The following is a 21,750-nucleotide window of genomic DNA, read 5'->3' as shown; positions in this document are numbered from 1 at the left end:
CAAATGCCTCCTGCTCGTCTATACTGGGGATGAAGCCGGAGAATATGAGGAACACGTACCGGAATTCATTCAGCGGGAGGCTTGAAACGATGACAGAGAATGAGAATCCGAAACACCATATTCGTGAGCAGGTCTGGGACACAATGGAGAAGGAAAAGGTCGGGCGTTTTCCCTTTCCCCTCAAAGGCCGTATTCCGAACTTTAAAGGAGCAGAATCGGCAGCCCGCCAGGTATTTGAGCTTGACGTATATAAAAAAGCAGAAGTCGTGAAAGTAAATCCCGACTCTCCGCAGCTCCCGATCCGCAGCCAGGTGCTCAAGGACGGAAAAACACTGCTGATTCCTACTCCAAGGCTCAAGGACGGATTTGTCCGGATTGATCCAGCCGACGTCCCACCCGGCGAGGAGCGGAAAGCGGCAAGCCTGAAGCATATGAACAGTTACGGTAAGGTTGTTCCCCTCTCGGATCTTCCTTCCATTGATCTTCTCGTAGTGGGATCCGTTGCCCTTCACCGTGACGGCCGGCGACTCGGTAAAGGTGAGGGTTTTGCCGACAGGGAATACGCCATCCTCAGAGAGCTGGGTAACGGTAAAATACCGGTAATCGGCACTGTCAATTCAGTTCAGCTCGTGGATGATGACATTCCAAGAGATCCCTATGATCTGACTGTGGATTACATAGCCACGGAAAATGAATGCTTTGCCACAGATTCCCCTTATGAGAAACCGTCCGGGATCGACTGGTCACGAGTCACGGAGGAAGAAAAGGAAAAGATGCCGGTGCTTGAGGAAATCCGGCGAATTACTGAAAGGTAAGTACAGCAGCATATGTAAAAACCCGGTTTCCCCTCTGTACCAGAGAAAACCGGGCTATTTTTATTCTTTGTAATTGGACTGTTCATAGTGAACCGTCCTGATCTGCATGGAGAAATCCTGAAGTTCCCCGTCAGCCGCATGCCATGTGCTGTCGAGCCGGTGCGGTACAGTTACCCCGCTTGCGGTTTCCCGGTAATCAGAGTAGGTAAGGCTCCACTCCACCTCTTCTCCCGTACGCTCCGGCCTTACGGAGCGTGCTGAAACCGGCAGCCCATCCTGTCCGAATGTAAGAACGATCTCTGCATTCTCTTTTCCGCTCTCCACATTGACAGTCACTTCATGATCGCCAGTCTCCCTGAAAGTTACTGACGGATTTTGAATAAACGCCTGGGGACAGAGCAGAAGGTCAGCTGCGTAGCGGATCAGGTGACGCCTTCTCACCGTATCCCCGCCCTGCCGGTTTACAGGAAAAATAGACCAGAGCCTCGTAATGTGCGTACCTTCTGAATGGGTCATTTTTTCAATCGTGTTCATTCTGACGATGGCGTTCACTCTCGAAAAGCCCATCCAGACAAACCCGGGTTTATCGGTGCGGAAGAACTGTTCCCCTTTAACCGGAGCCAACTTATCGCCGCTCTTTTGCCTGCTGTATCCTTCATAGGTGACAAAAGCTTCCGTTAAATCAGCTTCTTCGGCAGCTTTGACTTTCCGCAGATACGTATCCATCAGAGGCGGAATTTCTCCCTCCCCCTTCTGTTTGTCTGCTTTGTCTTCCATTTTCATATAAAGGACATCTTCTCTGAACCGGTTCAGAAACACCCAGTTGCTGATCAGAAGAGTACCAAGAAACAGTATCCCGAGTACCACAATAATAACAACGATATCCGACAGTATCTGTTCGACCACACGAATCCCTCTTTCTTTTGTGAGTCCTTATATTCTTATACCCTTTTTACAGTTGGAAAAATCGCAGGGCTGCACCGGAATAAAGGAAAATCCGGATCTCACAGTGAGGTCCGGACTCTCTTTTTATCAGTTAGCCTTTGCCACGCTTGGCCGCAAAGGAAAATTCCTTTTTTCTGCCTTCCGGACGTCCACGGTGGTTGTCTTTTCCGCCCTGCCGGCCGCGGCGGTCGTTACGGGGCTTTCCGCCTCCGCGGTATCCGCCTTTGCCTTTGCTGTAACCACCTTTACCTTTTGGTCCTTTACCGTGCTTGATCCGGACCGGCGGCTCGCTTGTAAGGTTGATCTTCACTTCTTTACCCGGCTCTTTGCTCGCCATCTTCAGCGCTGCCGACACGAGTGTTACTGCATCGTAGGAGCCGAGAAGCTCTTCAGCTTTCTCAGTCAGATCCGCGAATTGTTCATTCTCAATGACTTCAGTAAGCTGTTCTGCAGCCTGCTGCTGACGACCTTCGCTTGCATCTTTCATGGTCGGAGCTTTTTCGAACGTCATTTTCTTTTTCGTTGTTTTTTCGATCACATTGATATGCTCTTTCTCCCGCGGTGTTACAAAGGAGAAGGCAACACCATGCTTGCCGGCACGACCGGTACGGCCGATCCGGTGCACGTAGCTTTCAGGATCCTGAGGAAGGTCGAAGTTAAACACATGGGATACGCCGCTTACGTCAAGTCCGCGGGCAGCCACATCTGTAGCGACAAGAATCTCGATACGCTTCTGCTTGAACTTCTGGATGACTTTATCACGCTTGTTCTGAGGAAGGTCACCATGAATCCCTTCGACTTCGTACCCGCGCTGGAAAAGAGCATCGGCGAGCTCGTCAACACGGCGCTTCGTGCGGCCGAACACGATGGCAAGTTCAGGAGAATGAATGTCCACCAGGCGGCAGAGTGTATCGAACTTCTGGCGTTCGTGAACTTCCACGTAACGCTGGTCGATGTTTGAGACCGTCATTTCCTTTGCTTTAACTTTCACCTGGGCCGGGTCGTTCATGTACTTGTTAAGGATGGACTGAAGGCGCGGCGGCATAGTAGCCGAGAACAGAAGCGTCTGGCGGTTATCGGGAACCGACTCCAGAATTTCTTCGATCTCTTCCACAAAGCCCATGCTGAGCATTTCGTCTGCTTCATCAAGGACAACTGTGTTGATGTCGGAAAGTTTGATCGTACCGCGGCGCATGTGGTCCTGCAGGCGACCAGGTGTCGCAACGATAATCTGCGGACGGTTTTTCAGCGCTCGAATCTGACGGCCGATTTCCTGTCCACCGTAAATCGGAAGCGCACGTACGCTGCTGTAGCGGCCGATTTTGTTAAGCTCTTCAGCTACCTGAATCGCAAGCTCCCGTGTCGGTGCAAGCACGATCCCCTGAGGGTGGCGTGTTTCCTGCTCCATTTTTTCAATAAGGGGAATACCGAAAGCGGCTGTTTTCCCTGTTCCTGTCTGTGCCTGGCCGATCACATCTTTGCCTGTTTTGGCAATCGGAAGAACTTCCTTCTGGATCGGGGTAGGCTCCTCAAATCCCATTTGATCAAGTGACTTGAGTAGTTGTGGGTGGATATTTAAATCTGCAAATACTGTCAAAAAAACCGAACTCCTTTATTTTTTCAATTTGATTGGCTCTCAGCTGCCTGAATTGCCTTCAGTAAGGGCTCGATTAAATCTCCGGTCACCCTGATGGTTTGGCTCATCACAGCACACTTTCGCCAAATGTATATCATACTCTTCTTATTGAAGAAGCTATATCATCAGTTATGCTCAATTGAGCGAGATCTAATCTATTTTTATTTTACCATTCAAAGGCAAAAAGAAAACCCGGTTCATGCCGGGACTTTGTAAGTTAAGAGCCGAAAATACGCGTATCGGAAAATGGCATTAAAAAGGGCATATCCCTGATACGTTGGAATATGCCCGTTCATTCCTATAGGAATCGAGTTGTATTACAGACGTACAACGTTTGCAGCTTGTGGACCGCGGTCGCCTTCAACGATTTCAAATTCAACGTCTTGACCTTCTTCAAGAGTTTTGAAACCTTCAGCCTGGATCGCAGAGAAGTGTACGAAAACGTCGTCTCCGTCTTCACGCTCGATGAAACCGAAACCTTTTTCTGAGTTAAACCATTTTACTTTACCTGTCATAATTGACGGCCTCCTTTAGAGAAAAGAAAATTCGTGAAAACTGAATACCGTAAAAACCATATTTCCAAAATCCTTAAGAGGCCGGAAAAAATGTTTTTCGATGTTCAAGATTTTCAATCCTCTTCACTATATCATGCAGGTCCGGGAAAAGCAAACGGGATAACGGGCTATTCCAATATTCCCTCTTTGGTCCTGAATGGGAAACTGCCGCTGTTATTTCTGTGCGCCGATCGCCTCAATTTCAACAAGGGCCCCTTTTGGCAGACGGGCCACCTCCACGGCGCTCCGTGCAGGATACGGCTCTTCAAGATAAGAGGCGTAGATCTCGTTCACAGTGGCAAAGTCGTCCATATTCTGAAGGAAAATCGTCAGCTTGATGGTGTGCGCAAGGCTGCTGCTGCCGGCCTCAAGGACCGACGCGACATTTTTCATCACCTGATGCGTCTGGGCTTCCACGCCCTCTGCCATCTCTCCTGTCTGAGGATTGAGGCCGATCTGGCCTGAAGTATAGACAAGCCCGCTGATCGTGACGCCCTGGGAATAAGGTCCGATTGCACCTGGTGCATCTGCGGTGGTTACTGGGTTGGTTTTTTTAGTCATTTCAGAGCCCTCCTTCTGGAGTATCGTATTGGGATGGGTTTATTTTAGCACGGGTTTCTGAGGCTGCAAACGGTTCCCACTTAAATGGACGGATTACATAAGGCCTCAAAACGATCACGATCTCCCGTACGATGCCACCTGCACGAGGATATCCTCCTGCTCCTGCCATAGCCTCTGGGCTTCATGGACGTCCGTCTTTTTAAAACGGATTTTTCCACCGGGAGGCAGCTGGGCGACTTTCCATAAGTCGACGCCGATGACGGTGGCAATTTTTGTGTAGCCGCCTGTCGTCTGGCGGTCTGCCATGAGGATAATCGGCTGGCCATCCCCGGGAACCTGTACAGAACCGAAAGCGGTGGCATCGCTCAAAATGTCTGCCCCGTTCTTATGCTTCAGCGGTTCCTCCCCCTGAAGGCGGTATCCCATCCGATCGGACTGGTGGCTCACTTCAAACACTTCGGAAAAGAACTGCTCGAGCGCTTCCTTTTCAAAATAGTCCTCCTGGGGCCCAGGCACAGCCCGGACGGTGATCTCCTTCTCATACGACGGAATATGTTCCGAAGCAACACGGCGTCCTGCATGGACTTCGGAGCTGCCTGCTCCCTCACCGACTTCAATTCGGTCACCTTTACGAAGCTCCCGGCCCTCGAAACCGCCGAGCCCGGCCTTCAGGTACGTACTCCGGCTTCCCATCACTTCGGGAATCTCTATACCGCCCCGGACGCTCAGATAAAGCCTTGCTCCGTTCACGGGGCGGCCGAAGCTGATCTTACTTCCCCCACGAACGTGATAGCTTTTCCAGGTGGCCACCTCCTCATCGTCGATAGCCGGCTGGAGATTTCCCCCGGCAAAAGCAATCACCATATCCTTTTCCGCTTTTAAGACAGGGCCCATCATAGTTACCTCCAGCACCGCTTCGTTACGCTCGTTACCAACGAGCACGTTGGCCATCTGAAGGGCATACTCATCCATGGCGCCGGCGGGGCTTAGACCGAACTGCTGGTACCCCTGGCGCCCCCGGTCCTGCACTGTGGTCAGAAGGCCGGGCTTTTCCACCGTAAAACTCATCGTTCCCCCACCTTCCTTACCTGAACGCCTGCTTCCTGCAGGCATTTACGGAGATTTGATACAAAAGCGAGGGCTTTTGGGCCATCGCCATGAACGCAGATTGTATCGGGCTCCAGGGCGACTTCGCTCCCGTCAGAAGCCGTCACCACACCCTCCCGGATCATACGCAGCACCCGCTCAGTCACTTCATCCTCATCTTCAATGACGGCTCCCGGCTCTGTGCGCGGGGTCAGGGTCCCGTCAGGCTGATAGGAACGGTCTGCAAACACTTCCCGGGCCACCGTAAGTCCGTGCTCCCTCCCTGCCATGACCAGCTCACTTCCGGCAAGGCCGAATAAAATCAGTGATTCGTCCACATCCTTTACCGCTCGGGCAATGGCATCAGCAATTGCCCGGTCCTTTGAAGCCATGTTAAACAGGGCACCATGAGGCTTCACGTGCTGGAGGCGCTCGCCTTCAATGCGTACAAATGCTTCCAGAGCCCCAATCTGATACACAACCATGTTGTACACGTCCTCGGGCTGCACCTCAATGTAGCGTCTTCCGAATCCGCCGAGATCCGGCAGTCCCGGGTGAGCGCCGAGTCCCACGCCAGCTTCTGCAGCCAGACGAACCGTTTTTTTCATGACGTTATGGTCTCCCGCATGGTAGCCGCAGGCAATGTTTGCGGAGCTTACCAGTTGGAGTACGTCCTCATCCTGACCGATTGTATAATTTCCGAAGCTTTCCCCGAGATCACAGTTCAAATCAATGCGCATGTTCTCCCTCCTCGACTTCCACAATCTGTTCCCCATTTTCCACCCGGCTGCAAAGGTCATCGTATTCTTTCTCATCCACCGGCCTGAACCGGAGACGGTCTCCGGCTCTCAGCAGAAATGCGTCCGGCTGCTCAGGGTCAAAAAGACGGGCAGGCGTCCGGCCGATCAGCTGCCAGCCACCAGGGGATGCCAGCGGATAAATGCCCGTCTGTTCTCCGGCAATACCGACAGAGCCGGCTGGAACATTCTGACGGGGGTTATCCCGCCGCGGGGTATGAAGCTTGTCCGACAGTCCTCCGAGGTAGGGAAACCCAGGGTTAAAACCGAGCATATAAACAAGATAATCCCCCTCACTGTGCAGACGGATGACTTCCTCTTCATCCATGCCGTGATGGGAGGCGAGCTCTGAAAGATCGGGACCTCCTTCACCGCCGTAAAGAACCGGAATCCCAATCACTCTTCCGCCCTCACCTTCAAGATCGTGTACGTCTTTGACACAGCTTTCAAGAAAAGACTTCATCTCGTCAAAGCCCGATGTTTCCGGCTTATAGTAAACCGTGAGTGAGGCATAAGCCGGTACCCATTCTGTCACGGCAGGATGAACCTGCTCTTCAATCGCTTTGCAGAGTGCTGCGATGTACCGGTTTGTTTCTTCGGAAATCCGTTCTTCAAACCCGATCCGGATCGCCCGTTCCCCAACAGGTTTCATCGATGTGATCCTCGTCATGTCAGACTCTCCTCCTCTATAGATTCGATCGTTTGCCATCAGAAATTTTTCGCGGCAGCTGGTGTCTATTATAACAAACAGCAGTCACAATCATGACAAAGAGTAAAAACCGGTATCCCTGGGAAGGATCCGGCTTAAAAAAGCGGTCTCTGACTTTTCGTTTGTGTGCGTGCTGCTTTCTGCCCGACCGTAATCCTGCACGCTGTCTCCCTCTGCGGCTTTACTTCCATTTTTCCCTCCATCTCCCGGGAAGAAACCAGGGAACTTGTACATTTGGGACAGCGGACAGCTCTGAGGGAAATATCCGAGTAACAGTACGGGCACGTCTTCTGCTGGGTCGCTTCTTTTGGAAGTCGTTTGAGCCTGTTCATCTGCAGAATCACAAAATACGCGGCACCGGCGATGATGGAAAAGTGCAGAATCGTCTCAATAAACACCCCGTAGTTAATGGTAGCCGCCCCCGCCTCCTGCGCTTCATTCAGCGAGCGGTATTGTCCCCCTGACAGATTTACGTAAAGAGAGGAAAAGTCGACCCTCCCCAGCACGAGACCAATGGGCGGCATTATGATATCCGATACGAACGAGCTGACAACTTTACCGAAAGCGGCACCGATGATGATGCCGATTCCCATGTCAATAACCGTACCTCTGGTGGCAAATTCCTTAAGCCCTTTCAGAAACACAGCGGTCACCTCCCTGCGTTTAACCACAGTGCCCGGCCAGCCAGTGAGTAATCATGAAAATAGCTGCCCGGTTTTTATGCACCGTTCGTTAAAAGGTATGTCCACAGGCGGTGATTATGCGTATGAGGGAGAGCACTGTGCATGATGCCCGCACACTCCTGTTTCCGGTGATGGCGGTGGCACTTCCAATAAAGCTCCTCCTACGAATCCAGAAGCGTACAGCTTACCTTTACCGTGAGGGAGTGCTTTCCTCCCCGGTAGACGCCCTGAAGGGGACTGAGATCGGAGTAGTCGCGGCCCGTGCCTACGCGAATATGGTTCTCCAGTGCTTCCACGTTGTTCGTAGGGTCAAGACCGCACCAGCCGATTCCCGGGACCATCACTTCCACCCACGCATGGGTAGCAGCATCCCCGACGAGGGCCGAATCCTCCCCTACGTAGAGATAACCGCTCACGTAACGGGCCGGTATGAGGTGTGCCCTGAGCACGCCAAGCATGATATGGGTAAAGTCCTGGCATACCCCCGTTTTCATTGGAAAAGCTTCGTGGGCTTTCGTGTTTACATTGGTGACGTTCGCCTGGTATTTTATACGCTGGTGAATATAGCCCATCACATCAAGGGAGAACTGAATCGGATCAAGGTTTTGTCCCACTTCACGCACCACCTCGTCTATCTGGTCACGGAACAGGTACGTGTAGGGAGTGTCGTTTAAATAAGCGAGATAATGTTTTCTGAACAGATCCGAATGGTAAATGTTCCGCATTTCAGGGGAATACTGCATCATCCGGATAAATGGACTCCGCTGGATGCTCACCACGGAAGTCGTTTTCACTTCAAGATTCTCATGGACTTCGGGGATGAAAAACGTTTCAACTGTGTTTCCCCACAGGTCAGTGTGTTCTTTTGTCAGTGAAGACGGATTGATTTCAGACCGGTAGGACAGCAGGCGCTGACATTCATCGGTTCTCGGTTTTAAGCGTATGTGGTTCATACTCTGATCCACTGGTGTCTCGTAGTGAAACTGATTTATATGTTCAATGCGGTATTTCATCCCCGACTTCCCCTCTCACTTCTGATGCTGACTCATCACTCCTGCTGAGGACGGTTCCGGCTCAACAAGATAGTATGTTTTTGAGAAAACGGCTCCGATTTCGTTACAGTGGTTCTGGAACCGGTCAAGAAACTCTCCGAGCTCCTCCATCTTAAGATCCCTGATTACAACGTCATCAAACTCTATTTTCAGCCGCTCAAGGGCATCAAACAGCTCCTCGGAATAGTGGGACACCTTGCCTCCCTCAATTCCCTTGACCGTATCCCACACATGGTTCACGCAGTAGCTGATGGACCGTGGGAAAGTTGGATCGGTAATCAGGAAGGACAGCACGTCCCTCGCCGTAATGGCAGGCGGGTTTTTCTTGAGATACGCATCATGGCCGTTAACAAACTGAAGAGCGGCAAGCCAGTAATAGTAATGATGATCGGCATTATCATCCTCCGCCTCCCGCATCGATTTCTCGCACATAACATTAAGGATGCGGGCCGTTTTTTCCGCCCGTTCAAGCCACTTTCCGATCTGGATAAATGCATACGTTTCATCTCTCATCATTGAGGATTCGATCACGCCCTGGGCCGTAAAAGACGCCAGCTTAATCTGCCGGAGCAGGCGGTCCACTTCTTTCAGGTTCCAATATTGCCGGTCTACATCGATACTATTCCAATAGCACTCGTTTAAGCACTCCCACAGCTCGTGGGGAATAATCTCCCGCGTTGACTTGGCGTTGTAGCGGGCATTGCTGATGCAGTTGGACAGGGAATTCAGGTTATTCTCCTGAAACGCCAGGTACTGTACGATCGTATCAGGGTCAAAAGTGGCGTATTCATTTTTGTAATCGTTATAGGAGGCGCAGATCTCAATGACTTCCTCCCAGTCCCGCTCTGCTACTGCGTCGGAATCGGACGCTTCCAGCATATTAATCAGCCTGGCGCTGAGCACCCGGGAATTGTTTTCTGCACGTTCAATATTTCTTGCCATCCAGTAAAGGGAATCGGCTACACGGCTCAGCATGAATCATCACCCCTTCTTTTCAGTACCCAGGTATCCTTGCCTCCGCCGCCCTGGGAAGAGTTTACGACGAGAGATCCTTCCTTCAGTGCGACTCGTGAAAGACCTCCGGGTAGTACCTTATGTTCTTTTCCTCCCATGACGAATACACGGAGATCCACATGGCACGGGTAGAAACGGTTCTTCTGAAAAGCAGGTGCCCGTGACAGTCTGATTGTCGGCTGGGCTATATACTGATGCGGCTCCTGAAGGATCTTCTCCCGGAACAGTTCGATCTCCGCCTTTGTGGCGTGGGGTCCGATCAGCATATCGTAGCCTCCTGAAGAACCTACATTTTTCACGACGAGTTTATTCAGGTTTTCAAGCACGTATTCCCGGGCTTCCCTATCCCTGAGAAAATAGGTTTCCACGTTTTTAATCAGCGGTTCCTCATCAAGGTAATAGCGGATCATTTCCGGTACATAGGCGTACATGGCCTTGTCGTCAGCCACCCCGTTGCCGATGCCGTTGAGGACCGCTACATTACCTTTCCGGTAGGCATTAAGAAGTCCGGGGACACCGAGGAGTGACTCGGGGTTGAACGCTTCCGGGTCAAGAAAATCATCATCAATTCTGCGGTAGATAATGTCCACGCGCTGAAGACCGCGGATTGTTTTCATGTAGACGACATCGTCCTTTACGATCAGATCACGTCCTTCAACCAGCTCAATCCCCATCTGCTGGGCCAAAAACACGTGATCATAGTAGGCTGAATTGTAGATTCCGGGTGTAAGAAGAACAGCAATCGGATGCTCTTTTTGCTTACTGTTTTCCGGTACATGGCTCTTCAGTGCTTCATGGAGATGGGACAGCTGATGCTCGAGCGTACAGATCTCATGACTGTTGAAAAATTCGGGAAAAACACGTCGCATAACAAACCGGTTCTGGAATACATAACTCATTCCCGAAGGATTCCTCAGGTTGTCCTCCAGTACGCGGTACTCTCCGTTCTCATCACGGATTAAATCGATTCCGGCAAGAAAAATGTGATTATTATGCGGAATCTTCAGCCCTGATGCCTGTTCTTTGTAATAGTAGGGATTTTCCTCGATCAGATCAGACGGGATCACGCCATCCTTTACGATTTCCTGACTGTTGTAGATATCCTCAAGAAACAGGTTCAGGGCACGGACCCGCTGCTTCATCCCCTTTTCGATCTTTCCCCACTGTTCCGGCGGTATAATGACCGGGATAAAGTCAAACGGCATCGTCCGCTCGGTGCCGGTTTTGTCACTATAAACTGTAAATGTAATACCCTGCCTCAGAAAACTGAGCTGCGCCGTCTCATTTTTTTCGTGCAGATCCTCCGTTGAAAAGCGGTTCAAAATGGAATGAAACTGCTCGTAATGGGACTTCGGCTTTCCGTCTTCCTCCATCATCTCATCAAAAAACGCCTTTGCATCATACTGTTTTAACAACCCGCCCATCTCCTCCCGTTTAAAATAGTATAATCAGGCCGGTAACCCTTCCTCCGGCAATATGTAAACAGCCCATCGGCTGTTTCATTCCCTTTTCCCTATCCGGCATCATTTGACACCAGTATTCACCATTTAAAGAAAGAAATTGAACGACAGTATTCTGCACAGTTTTTCCCCTGCACATGTCTTTATTTATTCTTTTTCGCCTCCGGGGCGGCTTTTCCCTTCCGGATCACAAGAACTCAGCAAAAAACCCGTAACTGCGGAATTCATCCGGGTGAACCGAACTGTCTGCTTTTCTTACGTGCCGGAAATGCTGAACATTGACTGCGGTCAGGGTGAAACCTCACACTTTCCGGAAAAATACATGTTTCAAACCATTCGGGAAACGTTAATGGTATTAGAAGTGGACTGTTAAAAGGAGGAAATATTTCATGGATAATCAGCTTCCCCGTTTTCCCGAACCATTCTGGAGAAAAAATGTCAGTGCAGAACTGGAATTCCCGAAACTCTCAGAGGATCTGACGTGTGATGTCTGTATTGTCGGTGGAGGAATCGCCGGCATTACCACCGCATATGTCCTCCAGAAAGAAGGCTTTGATGTGGTAGTGCTGGAGGCCGGCCGGCTTCTGAACGGCACCACTGGTCATACAACAGCAAAGATCACCTCCCAGCACGGGCTGATTTATGACGAATACATCAGTCACTTTGGCGAGGAAAAAGCCCGCCGGTACTATGAGGCAAATGAAGAAGGCCTGAAAATGATCGAGTCCTTTATCAGCGAACTCGGCGTTGACTGCGGCTTCAGCCGTCAGGATGCTTTCGTATGGACAAACGAAAGAAAAAAACTTGATCAGCTTAAAAAAGAGGACGAAGCCTACCGGAAACTCGGCATAGATGGAGGCCTGGTGGATGAATCAGAGCTCCCGTTTCCAGCCGAAGGGGCGATCGTGATTCGAAATCAGGCTCAGTTTAATCCTGTTCCTTACCTTCAGGCAATGGCTGCATCCTTTACAGATAAAGGCGGGCGGATTTTCGAGAACACAACAGCAAACGGTGTGGATCCCGGAGACAGCCCGAAAGTCAATACGAGAAGCGGGTACAGTGTAACGTGCCGGCACGTGGTCGCTGCTTCCCATTTCCCTTTTTATGACGGTAGTGCCCTATTCTTTGCCCGGATGCATGCAGAACGGTCTTATTCACTGGCCGTAAGAACGTCAAAGCCGATGGAAACCGGAATGTATATCAATGCCGAGGACCCTAAACGCTCGATCCGCTCATCCCCTATGGGAGATGAAACAATCATGATCATCGGCGGTGAACGGCATAAAACCGGTCAGGGAATAGACACATCCAGACATTACGATGATCTGGCATTCTACAGCCGGGAAGTCTTCCCTGACGCAGAAGTCCTTTACCGCTGGGCTTCCCACGACTGGATTACCATGGATAAGATGCCCTACATCGGACCTGTAAGGGAAAAGTACGGCAATATTCTTGCTGCGACCGGCTTTCATAAGTGGGGTATGACAAACGGCACCATAGCGGCACGCGTTATTCGTGACGCCATTCAGGAAAATGAGCATCCTTACCGGGAACTCTATTCTCCTCAGCGCCTGAAGGCTGATCCTTCTTTCAGGGAATTTGTAAAAGAGAATGCAAACGTGGCCAAAGAACTGATCAAGGGCAAGATCGAACTGAACGGCAGGGATCCCGAAGACCTTCAGAATGACCAGGGCGGCGTTGTAAGAGTGAATGGAAAACGTGCCGGTGCCTATCGTGACCATGACGGAAAACTGCACATCGTGGATACAACTTGCCGCCACATGGGCTGTGAGGTGGAGTGGAATGACGGGGACCGGACGTGGGACTGCCCGTGTCACGCCTCACGCTACAAGGTGGACGGAACCGTCGTTGAAGGTCCGGCTACGGAACCACTGAAAAGAATTGAGCCATAAAAAACTATGCTTTGACATGCAAAGACACCCCGCACATGCGTGGGTGTCTTTGCCTTGAAACCTGAAATGCTCTCAATCCGTAAGTACTGGAAACGAAACCTTTTGTCCGAGGAGGAGACTGTATGAAACACCGCAAACGAAAAGACCCCGCCGAACAGGCAATGAAAGTGGATTTCGCCGCGTTTATTCTTGAGATCCTCCTGTATCTTCCACGCTTTGCAGGCAGATTTCTCCGTAACCTGTAGTTACTTTTCCCGGTCCGGAAGAGGCTTGGGATCGTAGCTCGTTCCCGTGGCATCAGTAAGATCACTTACGGCCTGCCACAGTTTTGGATAAAACTCAAACTTTGCCCCGCGCTCAAGCATCTGTGCCGGTACTCCTTTCAGGCTTTTAGTATTAAGCCCGATCATCCGGCGTACGAGTTGGATGTGCTGATGGCGGAATGACTGGAAACACTCATCGAAACGGGTCAGCGTCTGCATCAGCTGGAAAAGAGCGAAATGCTCCGCCTTTTTTTCATGCAGCTCAAGGAGAGACAACCCCGTTTCGTTCAGAAGACTTTCAAATGGCTCCCATAATGTGGGGCCGAGCCGCAGAATTTCATTGAACCCTGGGGAATCCTGGCCGCTCCCTCTTCCAAGAGCCAGGCGGATTGTATGGTAATCCCGGGGACTGATTACTTTCACCATATCGAATACAGGCGGCAGGTGCTCAAGATGCATATTCACTCTGTTCAGCTTCTCCACAGCACGCTCTGATTCGCCTGCCCGCATGTGGCTGTCTGCCTGATGAATGTACTGAATAATTAATTTAAAATGCAGTTCAGAGATCTGGTGAATCACCTGAAACGTCATTTCCTCCTCGCAACTCGCCTTCTCATCTGTTACCTGAAGATCGAGCAGTTCATCCGTCCTGATATACTTTTCGTAATCCGTCTTCGCCATGTCTGCATCCCTCCGTTAAATGTAAGCGCATTCAAAGTGCTCTCAGTCCAGTTTACTAGATTCCCCTCCCTCTTTCTACACTGACTTTCGTCCGTGTTCTGCTAATTGAATGCCAGTTTTCCGGTCTGATTGTTGGATTCCCTGAAAACTCATCAGGTCCGATGGTCACTTTTTAGCGAAAACCGGTTGGCAGCATCCGCCATTGGCGTAACATTTATACTGACTTTACTTACATATGTCAGGAGCGAATAAAGGATGAAGCAGAAAAAACAGCTGGCCGCTGCCACACTCGCTGCGGCGGTAATGCTCGGCGGCTGCAGCGCTCAGGAGTCCAGTGCAGCCAAGGATGCACCGGAAAGAGAGAGTGAACACAGAACTGAGAAGGATGCGGAGCAATTGGAAGATAAACCATTCCAGGAGGAGGGTGAGACAGAGGAAGCCGAGCCTGCCGGAGAAGAAAGTACCGCAACAGAAGATTATAATTACAGTGATGATGCTGAAAATGAAACTGATGCTGACAGCAGTGAAAGTGATCAGGAAGCGGAGGAAGCCGAAGACCCAGCAGTGGTAGCAGAGGCCCCCCTCTCCGATGCAGTCGAGGCTGCACTTCCAGATGCGGGTGCCGTCTCCGCTTTTGAATTTGAACTTGAGGAAGCCCGGACGGCCTCGGGCCTGATCATGAACGTGCCTGAATTCCTCCCCCACCGGCTCGATGCCGAACCGGCGCTTCTTATCCTCGGAGGCGGACATCATACTGCCCGAATTACAGCGGAGGAGCTGGATGAAAGCGACAGGGATTCTGTAATGGCAGCCGCCCTGGAAAACGAAAAGAAGAAGTCCGAAGCCGATCTCACCATCCAGGATGTGGACCTTGATTCCTACCCGGAACTTGCAGACACGTTTGATTTTTACCTTCACACAGCCGGCCACGTGGAGGGAGAAAACCTGGCTGTGCCTAATCAGCTGCTCGGAGAAGAAGCGGTATTTCACACGCTTGTCCGGATCGAGGAAAACAGAATGGTAACCGTGAATTTTCAATATGAACGGGAGAAACAAACAGACGAACTGCTGGCTGAATTCCTGCAGGTTATGCAATCCGTCCGTACAGCTGACTGAACTCTGAACTTGTCCGGAGGGGGAGCAGTATAAGTTTTAGGAGATCGACCTACGCTGGGCAGATATCGACCTTCGACCTGAAATATCAACCTTCGCTGATTGCATATCGACCTTCAATCGGAAGATATCGACGAAGCGACACATTTCGACAAATCCAGAGCACTACCTTTCACTCACAACCAAGACGTCCGGTCCCTTCTCTCCGGGTCCGGACGTCTTTTTATCCTCCAATATAGGACATTTCAATTTTACGGCCGTTCTTCCTCTCTTTGACCGTCTCCTCTGTCCGCTCATCCGAGTAGCGGTCATGCCTGTTTTTCCAGACATCAGCCAGCATATCATAAAGCTCACGATCATCGATCCCAGAGCGGATCCTGGCACGGATATCCTCCCCTTTTACGGCAAAGAGGCATGTGAACAGTTTTCCGTCCGCTGACAGTCTTGCACGGGTGCAGCTGGAGCAGAACGAATCGGACACCGAGGAGATCACCCCGATCTCACCGCCACCGTCACTGTAAACAAAGCGGTCAGCCACTTCCCCGTAGTAATTTTCCCCTGCAGGCTCTACGGGAAAGGCCTCAGCAATCCTGTCTACGATCTCTTTTTTGGAAACAACACTGTCAAACTTCCATCCGTTCGTATTTCCTACATCCATAAATTCTATGAACCTGAGAATCACATTCGAGCCTTTGAAATAGCGGGCCATGGGGACAATCTGTGATTCGTTGGCTCCCTTTTTCACGACCATGTTCACTTTTACTTCAAGTCCCGCTTCCTGTGCGCGCCGGATCCCTTTCAACACGGGTTTTACCGGGACGTTCCGGCCGTTCATTTTTCTGAACACGCTGTCCTCGATTGCGTCCAGGCTAACGTTAACCCGGTCCAGTCCCGCCTCTCTCAGAGCTTCCGCCTGTCTGACAAGATATACGCCGTTCGTTGTCAGCGCCACATCCTTTATTCCGTCAATCGTCTTCAGACTCCGGATTAAATCCGGCAGCCCTTTTCTCAAAAGCGGTTCTCCGCCGGTTATCCGGATTTTTTCGACACCAAGGCGGGCAAACTGCCCGGCAAGGCGGACGATTTCATCAAAAGAAAGGAGTTCATCTTCTTTCATAAATTGATAATCAGGGCCGAAAATTTCTGCCGGCATGCAGTAGGAACATCTGAAATTACACTGATCTGTCACTGAAATCCGCAGATCTTTCAAAGGACGAAACAACGCGTCATATGCCTGCTGCTCCTGCTTCATTACGATTCCTCCTTTCCACGCTGAACGCGGATGCTGATAACTCCCGCCACTTCTCATTCCTGCCTGATCCGCTCGGGATGGGCATAAACATTGAACCGGTTCCCCCTGATAAACCCGACAGCAGTGATGCCCAGGTCCTCTGCCAGTGCGATGGCAAGAGAGGTGGGTGCAGACTTTGAAAGCAGGATGCCGCAGCCGATCTTGGATACTTTCAGAAGTACTTCCGATGAAATCCGTCCGCTGAATGCGATGATTTTATCCCTCACCGGGACTCTGTTCATCAGGCAATGGCCGTAAATTTTATCAAGAGCGTTGTGGCGGCCAATATCGGTTCGCGACAGAAGAACCTCGTCTGCCGAGCAGAGGGCCGTATTATGCAGCCCGCCTGTTTTCTGAAAGTCGGACGAGCCCGCCTGCATCTCTTTCATGAGACCGATGCACTGTTCAGGCGTAATCGTCAGTTTCGAAGTGACGGTTTTCGCGGTCTTCATGTCGTTGTGGAAATAAAACTGCCGGCTTTTACCGCAGCACGATCCAATTACCCGCTTCGTTCCGAAGTCCGCCGAGGATATTTTCCGGTTCTTCAGAGTGACGTATGCAAATCCCTTACCGGAGTCCACTGAAAGATCATCGATGTCTGCAGGAAGCCGGATGAGCCCCTCCGATGCGAGAAACCCTGTTACCATCTCCTCCACATGGACCGGTGTACAGACCATTGTGGCAAATTCCTCTCCGTTGACATGGACAGTAACAGCCGATTCTTCTGCAACCAGATCTTCTGTTCTCTCAAACCCGCCGTTTTCAAATGTGAGAATCGGCTGCTTTTTCATGACGCGGTCCATCGGCAGTCTCCTTCCTTCAAAGCGGGTCAGCGTGATCAGCTCGTTTCCATTTCCAGCTCCTCGATTCGCCGCTCCACGTATTTTGTATCTTTTTTTGCATGGAAGGTCTCGGCCTTCTCCACCACCACAGCGGTGTTGTACTCCGGAATTCCTGCGTACTGTTCATATACCCCTTTTGGAATGAGGACGTTTCCTTCCGGCCAGTATACCTGAATGTTCCCTCTCTTTGTTGCATCAAATTTCGCACGGCCGTGGTAGACACCGAACTTGTTGTAGGCCACAATGGCCTCGCCTTCACGGATTCCAAGCTCACTGCAGTCTTCCTCGTTGATAAGAATATCAAAACGGTCCGCTTCGTTATTCGGATCCGTATCTTTATAGATCATGGAATTAAACTGTTTCCCTCTGCGGGTCGTCACGTAAAAGTGGCCTTCCGGCTTTCTGAGCTCCGGGAGTTCGATCGGAAGCAGATTCCCCCGCCCGTCATCGGTCGGGCAGATCCCGTCTTCAAGAAGCCAGGCCCCGCCCCACTGGAACACATCACCTTTTTCCTTCAGATGCTGAATGCCGTCGTACATCGGGTGGGCTCTGGCGATTTCATCACGAATCTCCTGTCCGGTCTGAAAATCGATCAGCTCGCCCTTGTATGGTTTAATCCGTTTCGCCAGATCCACGTAAATCTCCCATTCCGCCCGGGCTTCTTCGATCCGGTGCCCTTTAATTTCAGGAGAAAAGTAGACCATCCGCTCCGTTGACGTTGAGGTGCCGCCGCCCTTCTGCTCATAACGGGTGGCTGCCGGCAGGACGATCACTTCCTCCTTCGCATCCACAAGCGTTGAGGTGTTAAGAATTATATCCTGGTGAACCCGGATGTCCACGTTTTCGAGGCACTGTCGTACAAAGTCCGGATCCGGCATTGTTTCAAGGAAATTTCCGCCGGAAGTATAAAAGACTTTCAGTTTCCGTTCGTGATCCTCCGGAAGCATGGCGTTCTCAAGGGAAACGCCGACAATGTCCCCCTGCCATTTCGGAATGTCGAACTTCCACAGTTTCTGCATTCGTTTCCGGTTCGTTTCATCAAAGTCCCCGCCCGGAAGCACGAACGGATCCGCTCCCATCTCACCGGAACCCTGGACGCCGGAGTGACCGCGGATCGGCATGACGCCGCAGTTTTCCCGTCCGAGAAAGCCCCTGAGCATAGCAAGATTGGCCACCTGTGAAATGTTGTCCGTCCCGAACCGGTGCTGGGTAAGACCCATGGACCAGACGAATACTCCGCTCTTTGAACCGGCTAGGAGGCGGGCAAATTCCAGCATCCGTTCCTTTGAGAGACCTGACGATTCTTCGAGTTTTTTCCAGTCCTGCTTTTCAACATGGGCTTTCAGCTGCCTTAACCCGTTTGTATGCTCTTTGACAAAACGGTGATCGATGGCAGATCCCGGGTTTTCCCGTTCCATCTCAAACCAGTGTTTCATCACACCGTTCATAAAGGCAATATCGCCACCGATGTTGACCTGATACACGTCGTCCGCAAGCTTTGTCCCGAACAGTGCGCTGTCTGGAACCGACGGAATCCAGTAGTGATCCATGGACGGCTCCCGGTAAGGGTTGATCATGATGATTTTCGTGCCCTTCCGTTTCGCCGCATACATGTATTTCGTTGATACCGGCTGGTTGTTCGATGCCACCGAGCCCCAGAAAATCAGCACATCGGAGCCGATCCAGTCCTGGTAGTTGCAGCTTGATGCACCGATCCCGAGGGAGCGCTTAAGTGCCGTTTTACTGGGAGAGTGGCAGATCCGGGACGCGTTATCGATATTGTTGGTACCGATAAACCGGGCTGCTTTGGCCGCCACATAGTAGGATTCGTTCGTAATCCCGCGGGCCGTCAGGAAAAAACTCAGCTGCTTCGGGTTAATCTTCTTCACCTTGCCTGCGATCCGGTCCATCGCCTCGTCCCACGTGATTCTCTTAAACTTCTTTTCTCCCGGTTTACGGGAAAGCGGATAAGGAATTCTCCCGAGCTGGCGCAGCTCCGAACTGTTCATTTTCTTCAGCTCGTCCACATCCTGAAACAGGACGTCATCCTTGATCGCCGGCATCGTATTCAGACGCAGCACATTCAGACGGGTGGTGCAGATGTGCGGGCCGCTCAGGGTCTGGTCGTACAGACCGGCCACTCCGAGGGCGCATCCATCACACACACCCTGAGTGAGGATTCTTGTGGCGTAGGGCAGGTTATCCTTGTTTTCCCACACGACTTTGGCTGTATCGCGGATATGCTTCGGCTTTACTTTTCCAAGTCCGAACGGAACCATGCTCACCCAGTGCTTTGGATCGGGTGTTTTCGGAAGCTTCATCGGCCCCTGATGCTTTGTTTTCCCCATTAATAAATCACCTTTCTTTCCGGCTGTTCAGACCGGAAATGTAACCGCATACATAATAAGGCGCGTTACGGAGTCCGGTCTTCTTTTCTATGAATTCATTATAACATCCCGGCCCCGTCTTTGACGCCCCCTCCCCTCATAACTGACTTTCTGTCTGGATGCCCACTCAATGTCTCCTGTAACACCACTGTAACCAAATCATAATCCTTATTTTTGCAGAATACTGTTTACACCCCCGAAAGAAAGGAAATGGGAACTATATTCTTGTACAAGGAGTGATTCCATTGAACGATGCAGCTAACAGCCTTCAATCTGCACTGAATTCGCTGATTGAAGCTATTCCGAACGTCATTGTTGCCCTTTTGCTACTGCTTCTCGCTTTTATTGTTGCAGCAGTTGTAAAAAATGTAATTGTAAAAGGTTTTACAAAACTCGGTGCCCACAGGGGGCTCGTAAAAGCCCGGGTTGCCTCCAGTGAAGAACAGGGGAAAAGTATTCTGAAATCAATCGGAAGTATCCTTTACTTCCTGATTTTCATTCTCTTCCTGCCAAGTATTCTTGATGCGCTGAACATGGAATCCGTGGCCCAGCCGATCACAAATATGGTAGAGCAGTTCCTTGCGTTTCTGCCTAATATATTTGCAGCTGCGCTTATTCTGGTCATCGGTTTCTTTATTGCGCGCCTCGTTCGCAATCTCGTGGAGAACATGCTTACGAGCCTGAAAATCGACCACTGGTTCGACCGTCTCGGTCACAGAAGCAGTGCGGAAGGTCCCCCTGAGTCCGGGACAGGGACCCAGCCGGCGGTCAATAAAAACACCCTGGCCAGCGTCCTTGCTAACGTTGTGTTTGTTATTATTCTGATCCCGATTATTACCGTGGCTCTTGAAACCCTTAATATCGAGACGGTATCCGAGCCTGTAATAAACGTCCTGAATACGGTGCTTCTGATGATCCCGAACGTGTTTGTGGCGATCATTCTCGTCCTGATCGGGTATTATCTGGCCAAATTCATTTCGCAGCTGCTTACCGGCCTTCTTCACCGGACAGGCATTAATTCCGTTTATGATTTTGTCGGAGTAAGCCGTCCAGAGGACAGCCGTTTTGACCTGGCCACCATCATCGGTCAAGTCGTAAAAGTGCTCATCGTGCTCTTCTTTACTGTGGAAGCACTGAATGTGCTGCAGCTGAACGTCCTTAATCAGATCGGAAATGCCATTATTATTTATCTGCCGCTTCTGATCAGTGCCCTTCTGATCCTTGGTCTTGCCTACCTTGGAGGTACACTGCTTCAGAGTGTCATCCGTAAGTATACGAACAGTCCGTTTTCCGGAGCGGTGGTTAAATATATCATTATTACATTTGCAATCTTTATGGCGCTTGATCAGCTCGGTTTCGCGTCAACGATCGTCAATATCGGCTTCCTTCTCATTCTCGGTGGTCTGAGTATCGCTTTCGCGATTTCCTTCGGTATTGGCGGACGGGAATTTGCCAAGCGCAACCTGGATAGATTCGAACGTAAAATCCAGCGGGATACGAATTCTTCAGGATCTGATGCAGGACCTGGAAATAACGATCCAGGCGGTCCGACAGGCCCAGGAGGTCCGGCAAGCCCAGGAGGCCCAGGAGGTCCAAGAGTATAAAAAAGTAATATCCAGCAATTAAGAAAAGACCGGCATCCGTTTCTGACGGACCGGTCTTTTCCTGTTATAAAACCTGTTTTCGGAAAGATTGTTTTATTCCGCTGCAGGCGGACGCTTTCACCACAGGCACAAGTGCGACATCCGTTCATGCTTCACGGTGTCTTCTATGCCGCGGGCAACGCTTCAGCCTCCTCGGGAAAACCACCCTGCGGGGTCTTCAGTCGTTGCTTTTCCCGCTGGAGTCGCCGCCTTTCGCTTCATAATTAATTTGGGGAATGGCAGCAATTTACACGAACCCAGCCCTAAAAAAAGACCGGCATCCGTTTCTAAACGGACCGGTCTTT

Annotated in this window: 19 protein-coding genes and 1 pseudogene; 5 read left to right on the top strand and 15 right to left on the bottom strand. The window is 50.9% G+C overall.

All coding sequences use genetic code 11. From position 1 onward, the window contains the following. Positions 1 to 89: 89 nt before the first annotated feature. Positions 90 to 815 carry a 5-formyltetrahydrofolate cyclo-ligase gene (locus FGB90_RS07645; protein WP_138810240.1) on the top strand — a complete coding sequence of 242 codons (726 nt, stop codon included), beginning with the start codon at positions 90 to 92 and terminating at the stop codon, positions 813 to 815. A 60-nt stretch (positions 816 to 875) separates the two neighbouring features. Here the strand turns inward: FGB90_RS07645 and FGB90_RS07640 are convergent, their stop codons facing one another. The 11 genes and pseudogenes from FGB90_RS07640 to FGB90_RS07590 all read right to left on the bottom strand — a co-directional run bounded on the left by FGB90_RS07640 (position 876) and on the right by FGB90_RS07590 (position 11,267). Continuing rightward, a complete protein-coding gene (locus tag FGB90_RS07640; protein WP_138810239.1) occupies positions 876 to 1,721 on the bottom strand; it encodes a DUF6544 family protein in 846 nt (281 codons plus the stop codon). 130 nt (positions 1,722 to 1,851) lie between these two features. Next, positions 1,852 to 3,357, bottom strand: a complete 1,506-nt coding sequence (cshA, locus tag FGB90_RS07635; protein WP_246056101.1) for a degradosome RNA helicase CshA — start codon at positions 3,355 to 3,357, stop codon at positions 1,852 to 1,854. A 356-nt stretch (positions 3,358 to 3,713) separates the two neighbouring features. Beyond that, positions 3,714 to 3,914, bottom strand: coding sequence for a cold shock domain-containing protein (locus FGB90_RS07630; protein ID WP_171051773.1), 201 nt, complete (start codon positions 3,912 to 3,914; stop codon positions 3,714 to 3,716). A gap of 210 nt (positions 3,915 to 4,124) precedes the next feature. Further along, positions 4,125 to 4,511, bottom strand: a complete 387-nt coding sequence (locus FGB90_RS07625) for a RidA family protein (RefSeq protein ID WP_138810237.1) — start codon at positions 4,509 to 4,511, stop codon at positions 4,125 to 4,127. Between the two features lie 114 nt (positions 4,512 to 4,625). Further along, positions 4,626 to 5,579: a 5-oxoprolinase subunit C family protein gene (locus FGB90_RS07620; RefSeq protein WP_138810236.1), complete on the bottom strand. Its 954-nt coding sequence runs from the start codon at positions 5,577 to 5,579 to the stop codon at positions 4,626 to 4,628. After that, positions 5,576 to 6,337 (bottom strand): LamB/YcsF family protein, encoded by a 762-nt coding sequence (locus FGB90_RS07615; RefSeq protein WP_138810235.1) that lies wholly within the window; start codon positions 6,335 to 6,337, stop codon positions 5,576 to 5,578. Before FGB90_RS07615 ends, FGB90_RS07620 begins: the two co-directional genes overlap by 4 nt. Then, positions 6,327 to 7,064, bottom strand: coding sequence for a 5-oxoprolinase subunit PxpB (gene pxpB / locus FGB90_RS07610; protein WP_138810234.1), 738 nt, complete (start codon positions 7,062 to 7,064; stop codon positions 6,327 to 6,329). The genes FGB90_RS07615 and pxpB overlap by 11 nt, the downstream gene beginning before the upstream one ends. Before the next feature lie 257 nt (positions 7,065 to 7,321). Next, positions 7,322 to 7,741: pseudogene (mscL, locus tag FGB90_RS07605) on the bottom strand (large conductance mechanosensitive channel protein MscL); the annotation flags it as partial. Between the two features lie 206 nt (positions 7,742 to 7,947). Continuing rightward, the gene (locus FGB90_RS07600; RefSeq protein ID WP_138810233.1) at positions 7,948 to 8,799 is read right to left on the bottom strand and encodes a transglutaminase family protein; all 852 of its coding nucleotides are present in this window, start codon (positions 8,797 to 8,799) and stop codon (positions 7,948 to 7,950) included. A 15-nt stretch (positions 8,800 to 8,814) separates the two neighbouring features. Then, positions 8,815 to 9,813, bottom strand: coding sequence for an alpha-E domain-containing protein (locus FGB90_RS07595; protein ID WP_138810232.1), 999 nt, complete (start codon positions 9,811 to 9,813; stop codon positions 8,815 to 8,817). Beyond that, positions 9,807 to 11,267: a circularly permuted type 2 ATP-grasp protein gene (locus FGB90_RS07590; RefSeq protein ID WP_438502686.1), complete on the bottom strand. Its 1,461-nt coding sequence runs from the start codon at positions 11,265 to 11,267 to the stop codon at positions 9,807 to 9,809. Before FGB90_RS07590 ends, FGB90_RS07595 begins: the two co-directional genes overlap by 7 nt. 434 nt (positions 11,268 to 11,701) lie before the next feature. On the opposite strand from FGB90_RS07590, the gene FGB90_RS07585 reads away from it, so the two are divergent. Together FGB90_RS07585 and FGB90_RS20105 are read left to right on the top strand one after the other, a co-directional pair. Next, complete coding sequence (locus FGB90_RS07585) at positions 11,702 to 13,225, top strand: FAD-dependent oxidoreductase (protein ID WP_138810230.1); 1,524 nt, start codon at positions 11,702 to 11,704, stop codon at positions 13,223 to 13,225. 122 nt (positions 13,226 to 13,347) lie between these two features. Beyond that, positions 13,348 to 13,470 (top strand): hypothetical protein, encoded by a 123-nt coding sequence (locus tag FGB90_RS20105; protein WP_281280030.1) that lies wholly within the window; start codon positions 13,348 to 13,350, stop codon positions 13,468 to 13,470. Here FGB90_RS20105 and FGB90_RS07580 read toward each other — a convergent pair whose 3' ends face one another. Continuing rightward, entirely contained in the window at positions 13,471 to 14,169 is a 699-nt protein-coding gene (locus FGB90_RS07580; RefSeq protein ID WP_138810229.1) for a tryptophan 2,3-dioxygenase family protein, read from the bottom strand. Positions 14,170 to 14,424: 255 nt separating this feature from the next. On the opposite strand from FGB90_RS07580, the gene FGB90_RS07575 reads away from it, so the two are divergent. Further along, a complete protein-coding gene (locus FGB90_RS07575; RefSeq protein WP_138810228.1) occupies positions 14,425 to 15,285 on the top strand; it encodes a hypothetical protein in 861 nt (286 codons plus the stop codon). 220 nt (positions 15,286 to 15,505) lie between these two features. Here FGB90_RS07575 and moaA read toward each other — a convergent pair whose 3' ends face one another. The 3 genes from moaA to FGB90_RS07560 are packed head-to-tail and all read right to left on the bottom strand — an operon-like array spanning position 15,506 to position 19,763. Then, the gene (gene moaA, locus FGB90_RS07570) at positions 15,506 to 16,534 is read right to left on the bottom strand and encodes a GTP 3',8-cyclase MoaA (RefSeq protein WP_138810227.1); all 1,029 of its coding nucleotides are present in this window, start codon (positions 16,532 to 16,534) and stop codon (positions 15,506 to 15,508) included. Between the two features lie 53 nt (positions 16,535 to 16,587). Continuing rightward, complete coding sequence (gene fdhD, locus FGB90_RS07565) at positions 16,588 to 17,376, bottom strand: formate dehydrogenase accessory sulfurtransferase FdhD (protein ID WP_138810226.1); 789 nt, start codon at positions 17,374 to 17,376, stop codon at positions 16,588 to 16,590. Positions 17,377 to 17,411: 35 nt separating this feature from the next. Beyond that, positions 17,412 to 19,763 carry an FdhF/YdeP family oxidoreductase gene (locus FGB90_RS07560; protein WP_138810225.1) on the bottom strand — a complete coding sequence of 784 codons (2,352 nt, stop codon included), beginning with the start codon at positions 19,761 to 19,763 and terminating at the stop codon, positions 17,412 to 17,414. 197 nt (positions 19,764 to 19,960) lie between these two features. Here FGB90_RS07560 and FGB90_RS07555 point away from each other — a divergent pair, with 197 nt between their 5' ends. Further along, positions 19,961 to 21,406 (top strand): mechanosensitive ion channel, encoded by a 1,446-nt coding sequence (locus FGB90_RS07555; protein WP_306419234.1) that lies wholly within the window; start codon positions 19,961 to 19,963, stop codon positions 21,404 to 21,406. Positions 21,407 to 21,750: the final 344 nt, after the last annotated feature.

The sequence above is a fragment of the Alteribacter natronophilus genome (assembly GCF_006007885.1).
Lineage (GTDB): Bacteria > Bacillota > Bacilli > Bacillales > Salisediminibacteriaceae > Alteribacter > Alteribacter natronophilus.
This window is presented reverse-complemented; position numbering and strand designations above follow the sequence as displayed.

Excerpts from the sequence above, each read along its gene's own strand:
- FGB90_RS07645 (WP_138810240.1), top strand. The coding sequence starts at position 90 with ATGACAGAGAATGAGAATCCGAAACACCATATTCGTGAGCAGGTCTGG.
- FGB90_RS07625 (WP_138810237.1), bottom strand. The coding sequence starts at position 4,511 with ATGACTAAAAAAACCAACCCAGTAACCACCGCAGATGCACCAGGTGCA.
- FGB90_RS07620 (WP_138810236.1), bottom strand. The coding sequence starts at position 5,579 with ATGAGTTTTACGGTGGAAAAGCCCGGCCTTCTGACCACAGTGCAGGAC.
- FGB90_RS07615 (WP_138810235.1), bottom strand. The coding sequence starts at position 6,337 with ATGCGCATTGATTTGAACTGTGATCTCGGGGAAAGCTTCGGAAATTAT.
- pxpB (WP_138810234.1), bottom strand. The coding sequence starts at position 7,064 with ATGACGAGGATCACATCGATGAAACCTGTTGGGGAACGGGCGATCCGG.
- FGB90_RS07600 (WP_138810233.1), bottom strand. The coding sequence starts at position 8,799 with ATGAAATACCGCATTGAACATATAAATCAGTTTCACTACGAGACACCA.
- FGB90_RS07595 (WP_138810232.1), bottom strand. The coding sequence starts at position 9,813 with ATGCTGAGCCGTGTAGCCGATTCCCTTTACTGGATGGCAAGAAATATT.
- FGB90_RS07585 (WP_138810230.1), top strand. The coding sequence starts at position 11,702 with ATGGATAATCAGCTTCCCCGTTTTCCCGAACCATTCTGGAGAAAAAAT.
- FGB90_RS20105 (WP_281280030.1), top strand. The coding sequence starts at position 13,348 with ATGAAACACCGCAAACGAAAAGACCCCGCCGAACAGGCAATGAAAGTG.
- FGB90_RS07580 (WP_138810229.1), bottom strand. The coding sequence starts at position 14,169 with ATGGCGAAGACGGATTACGAAAAGTATATCAGGACGGATGAACTGCTC.
- FGB90_RS07575 (WP_138810228.1), top strand. The coding sequence starts at position 14,425 with ATGAAGCAGAAAAAACAGCTGGCCGCTGCCACACTCGCTGCGGCGGTA.
- moaA (WP_138810227.1), bottom strand. The coding sequence starts at position 16,534 with ATGAAGCAGGAGCAGCAGGCATATGACGCGTTGTTTCGTCCTTTGAAA.
- fdhD (WP_138810226.1), bottom strand. The coding sequence starts at position 17,376 with ATGGACCGCGTCATGAAAAAGCAGCCGATTCTCACATTTGAAAACGGC.
- FGB90_RS07560 (WP_138810225.1), bottom strand. The coding sequence starts at position 19,763 with ATGGGGAAAACAAAGCATCAGGGGCCGATGAAGCTTCCGAAAACACCC.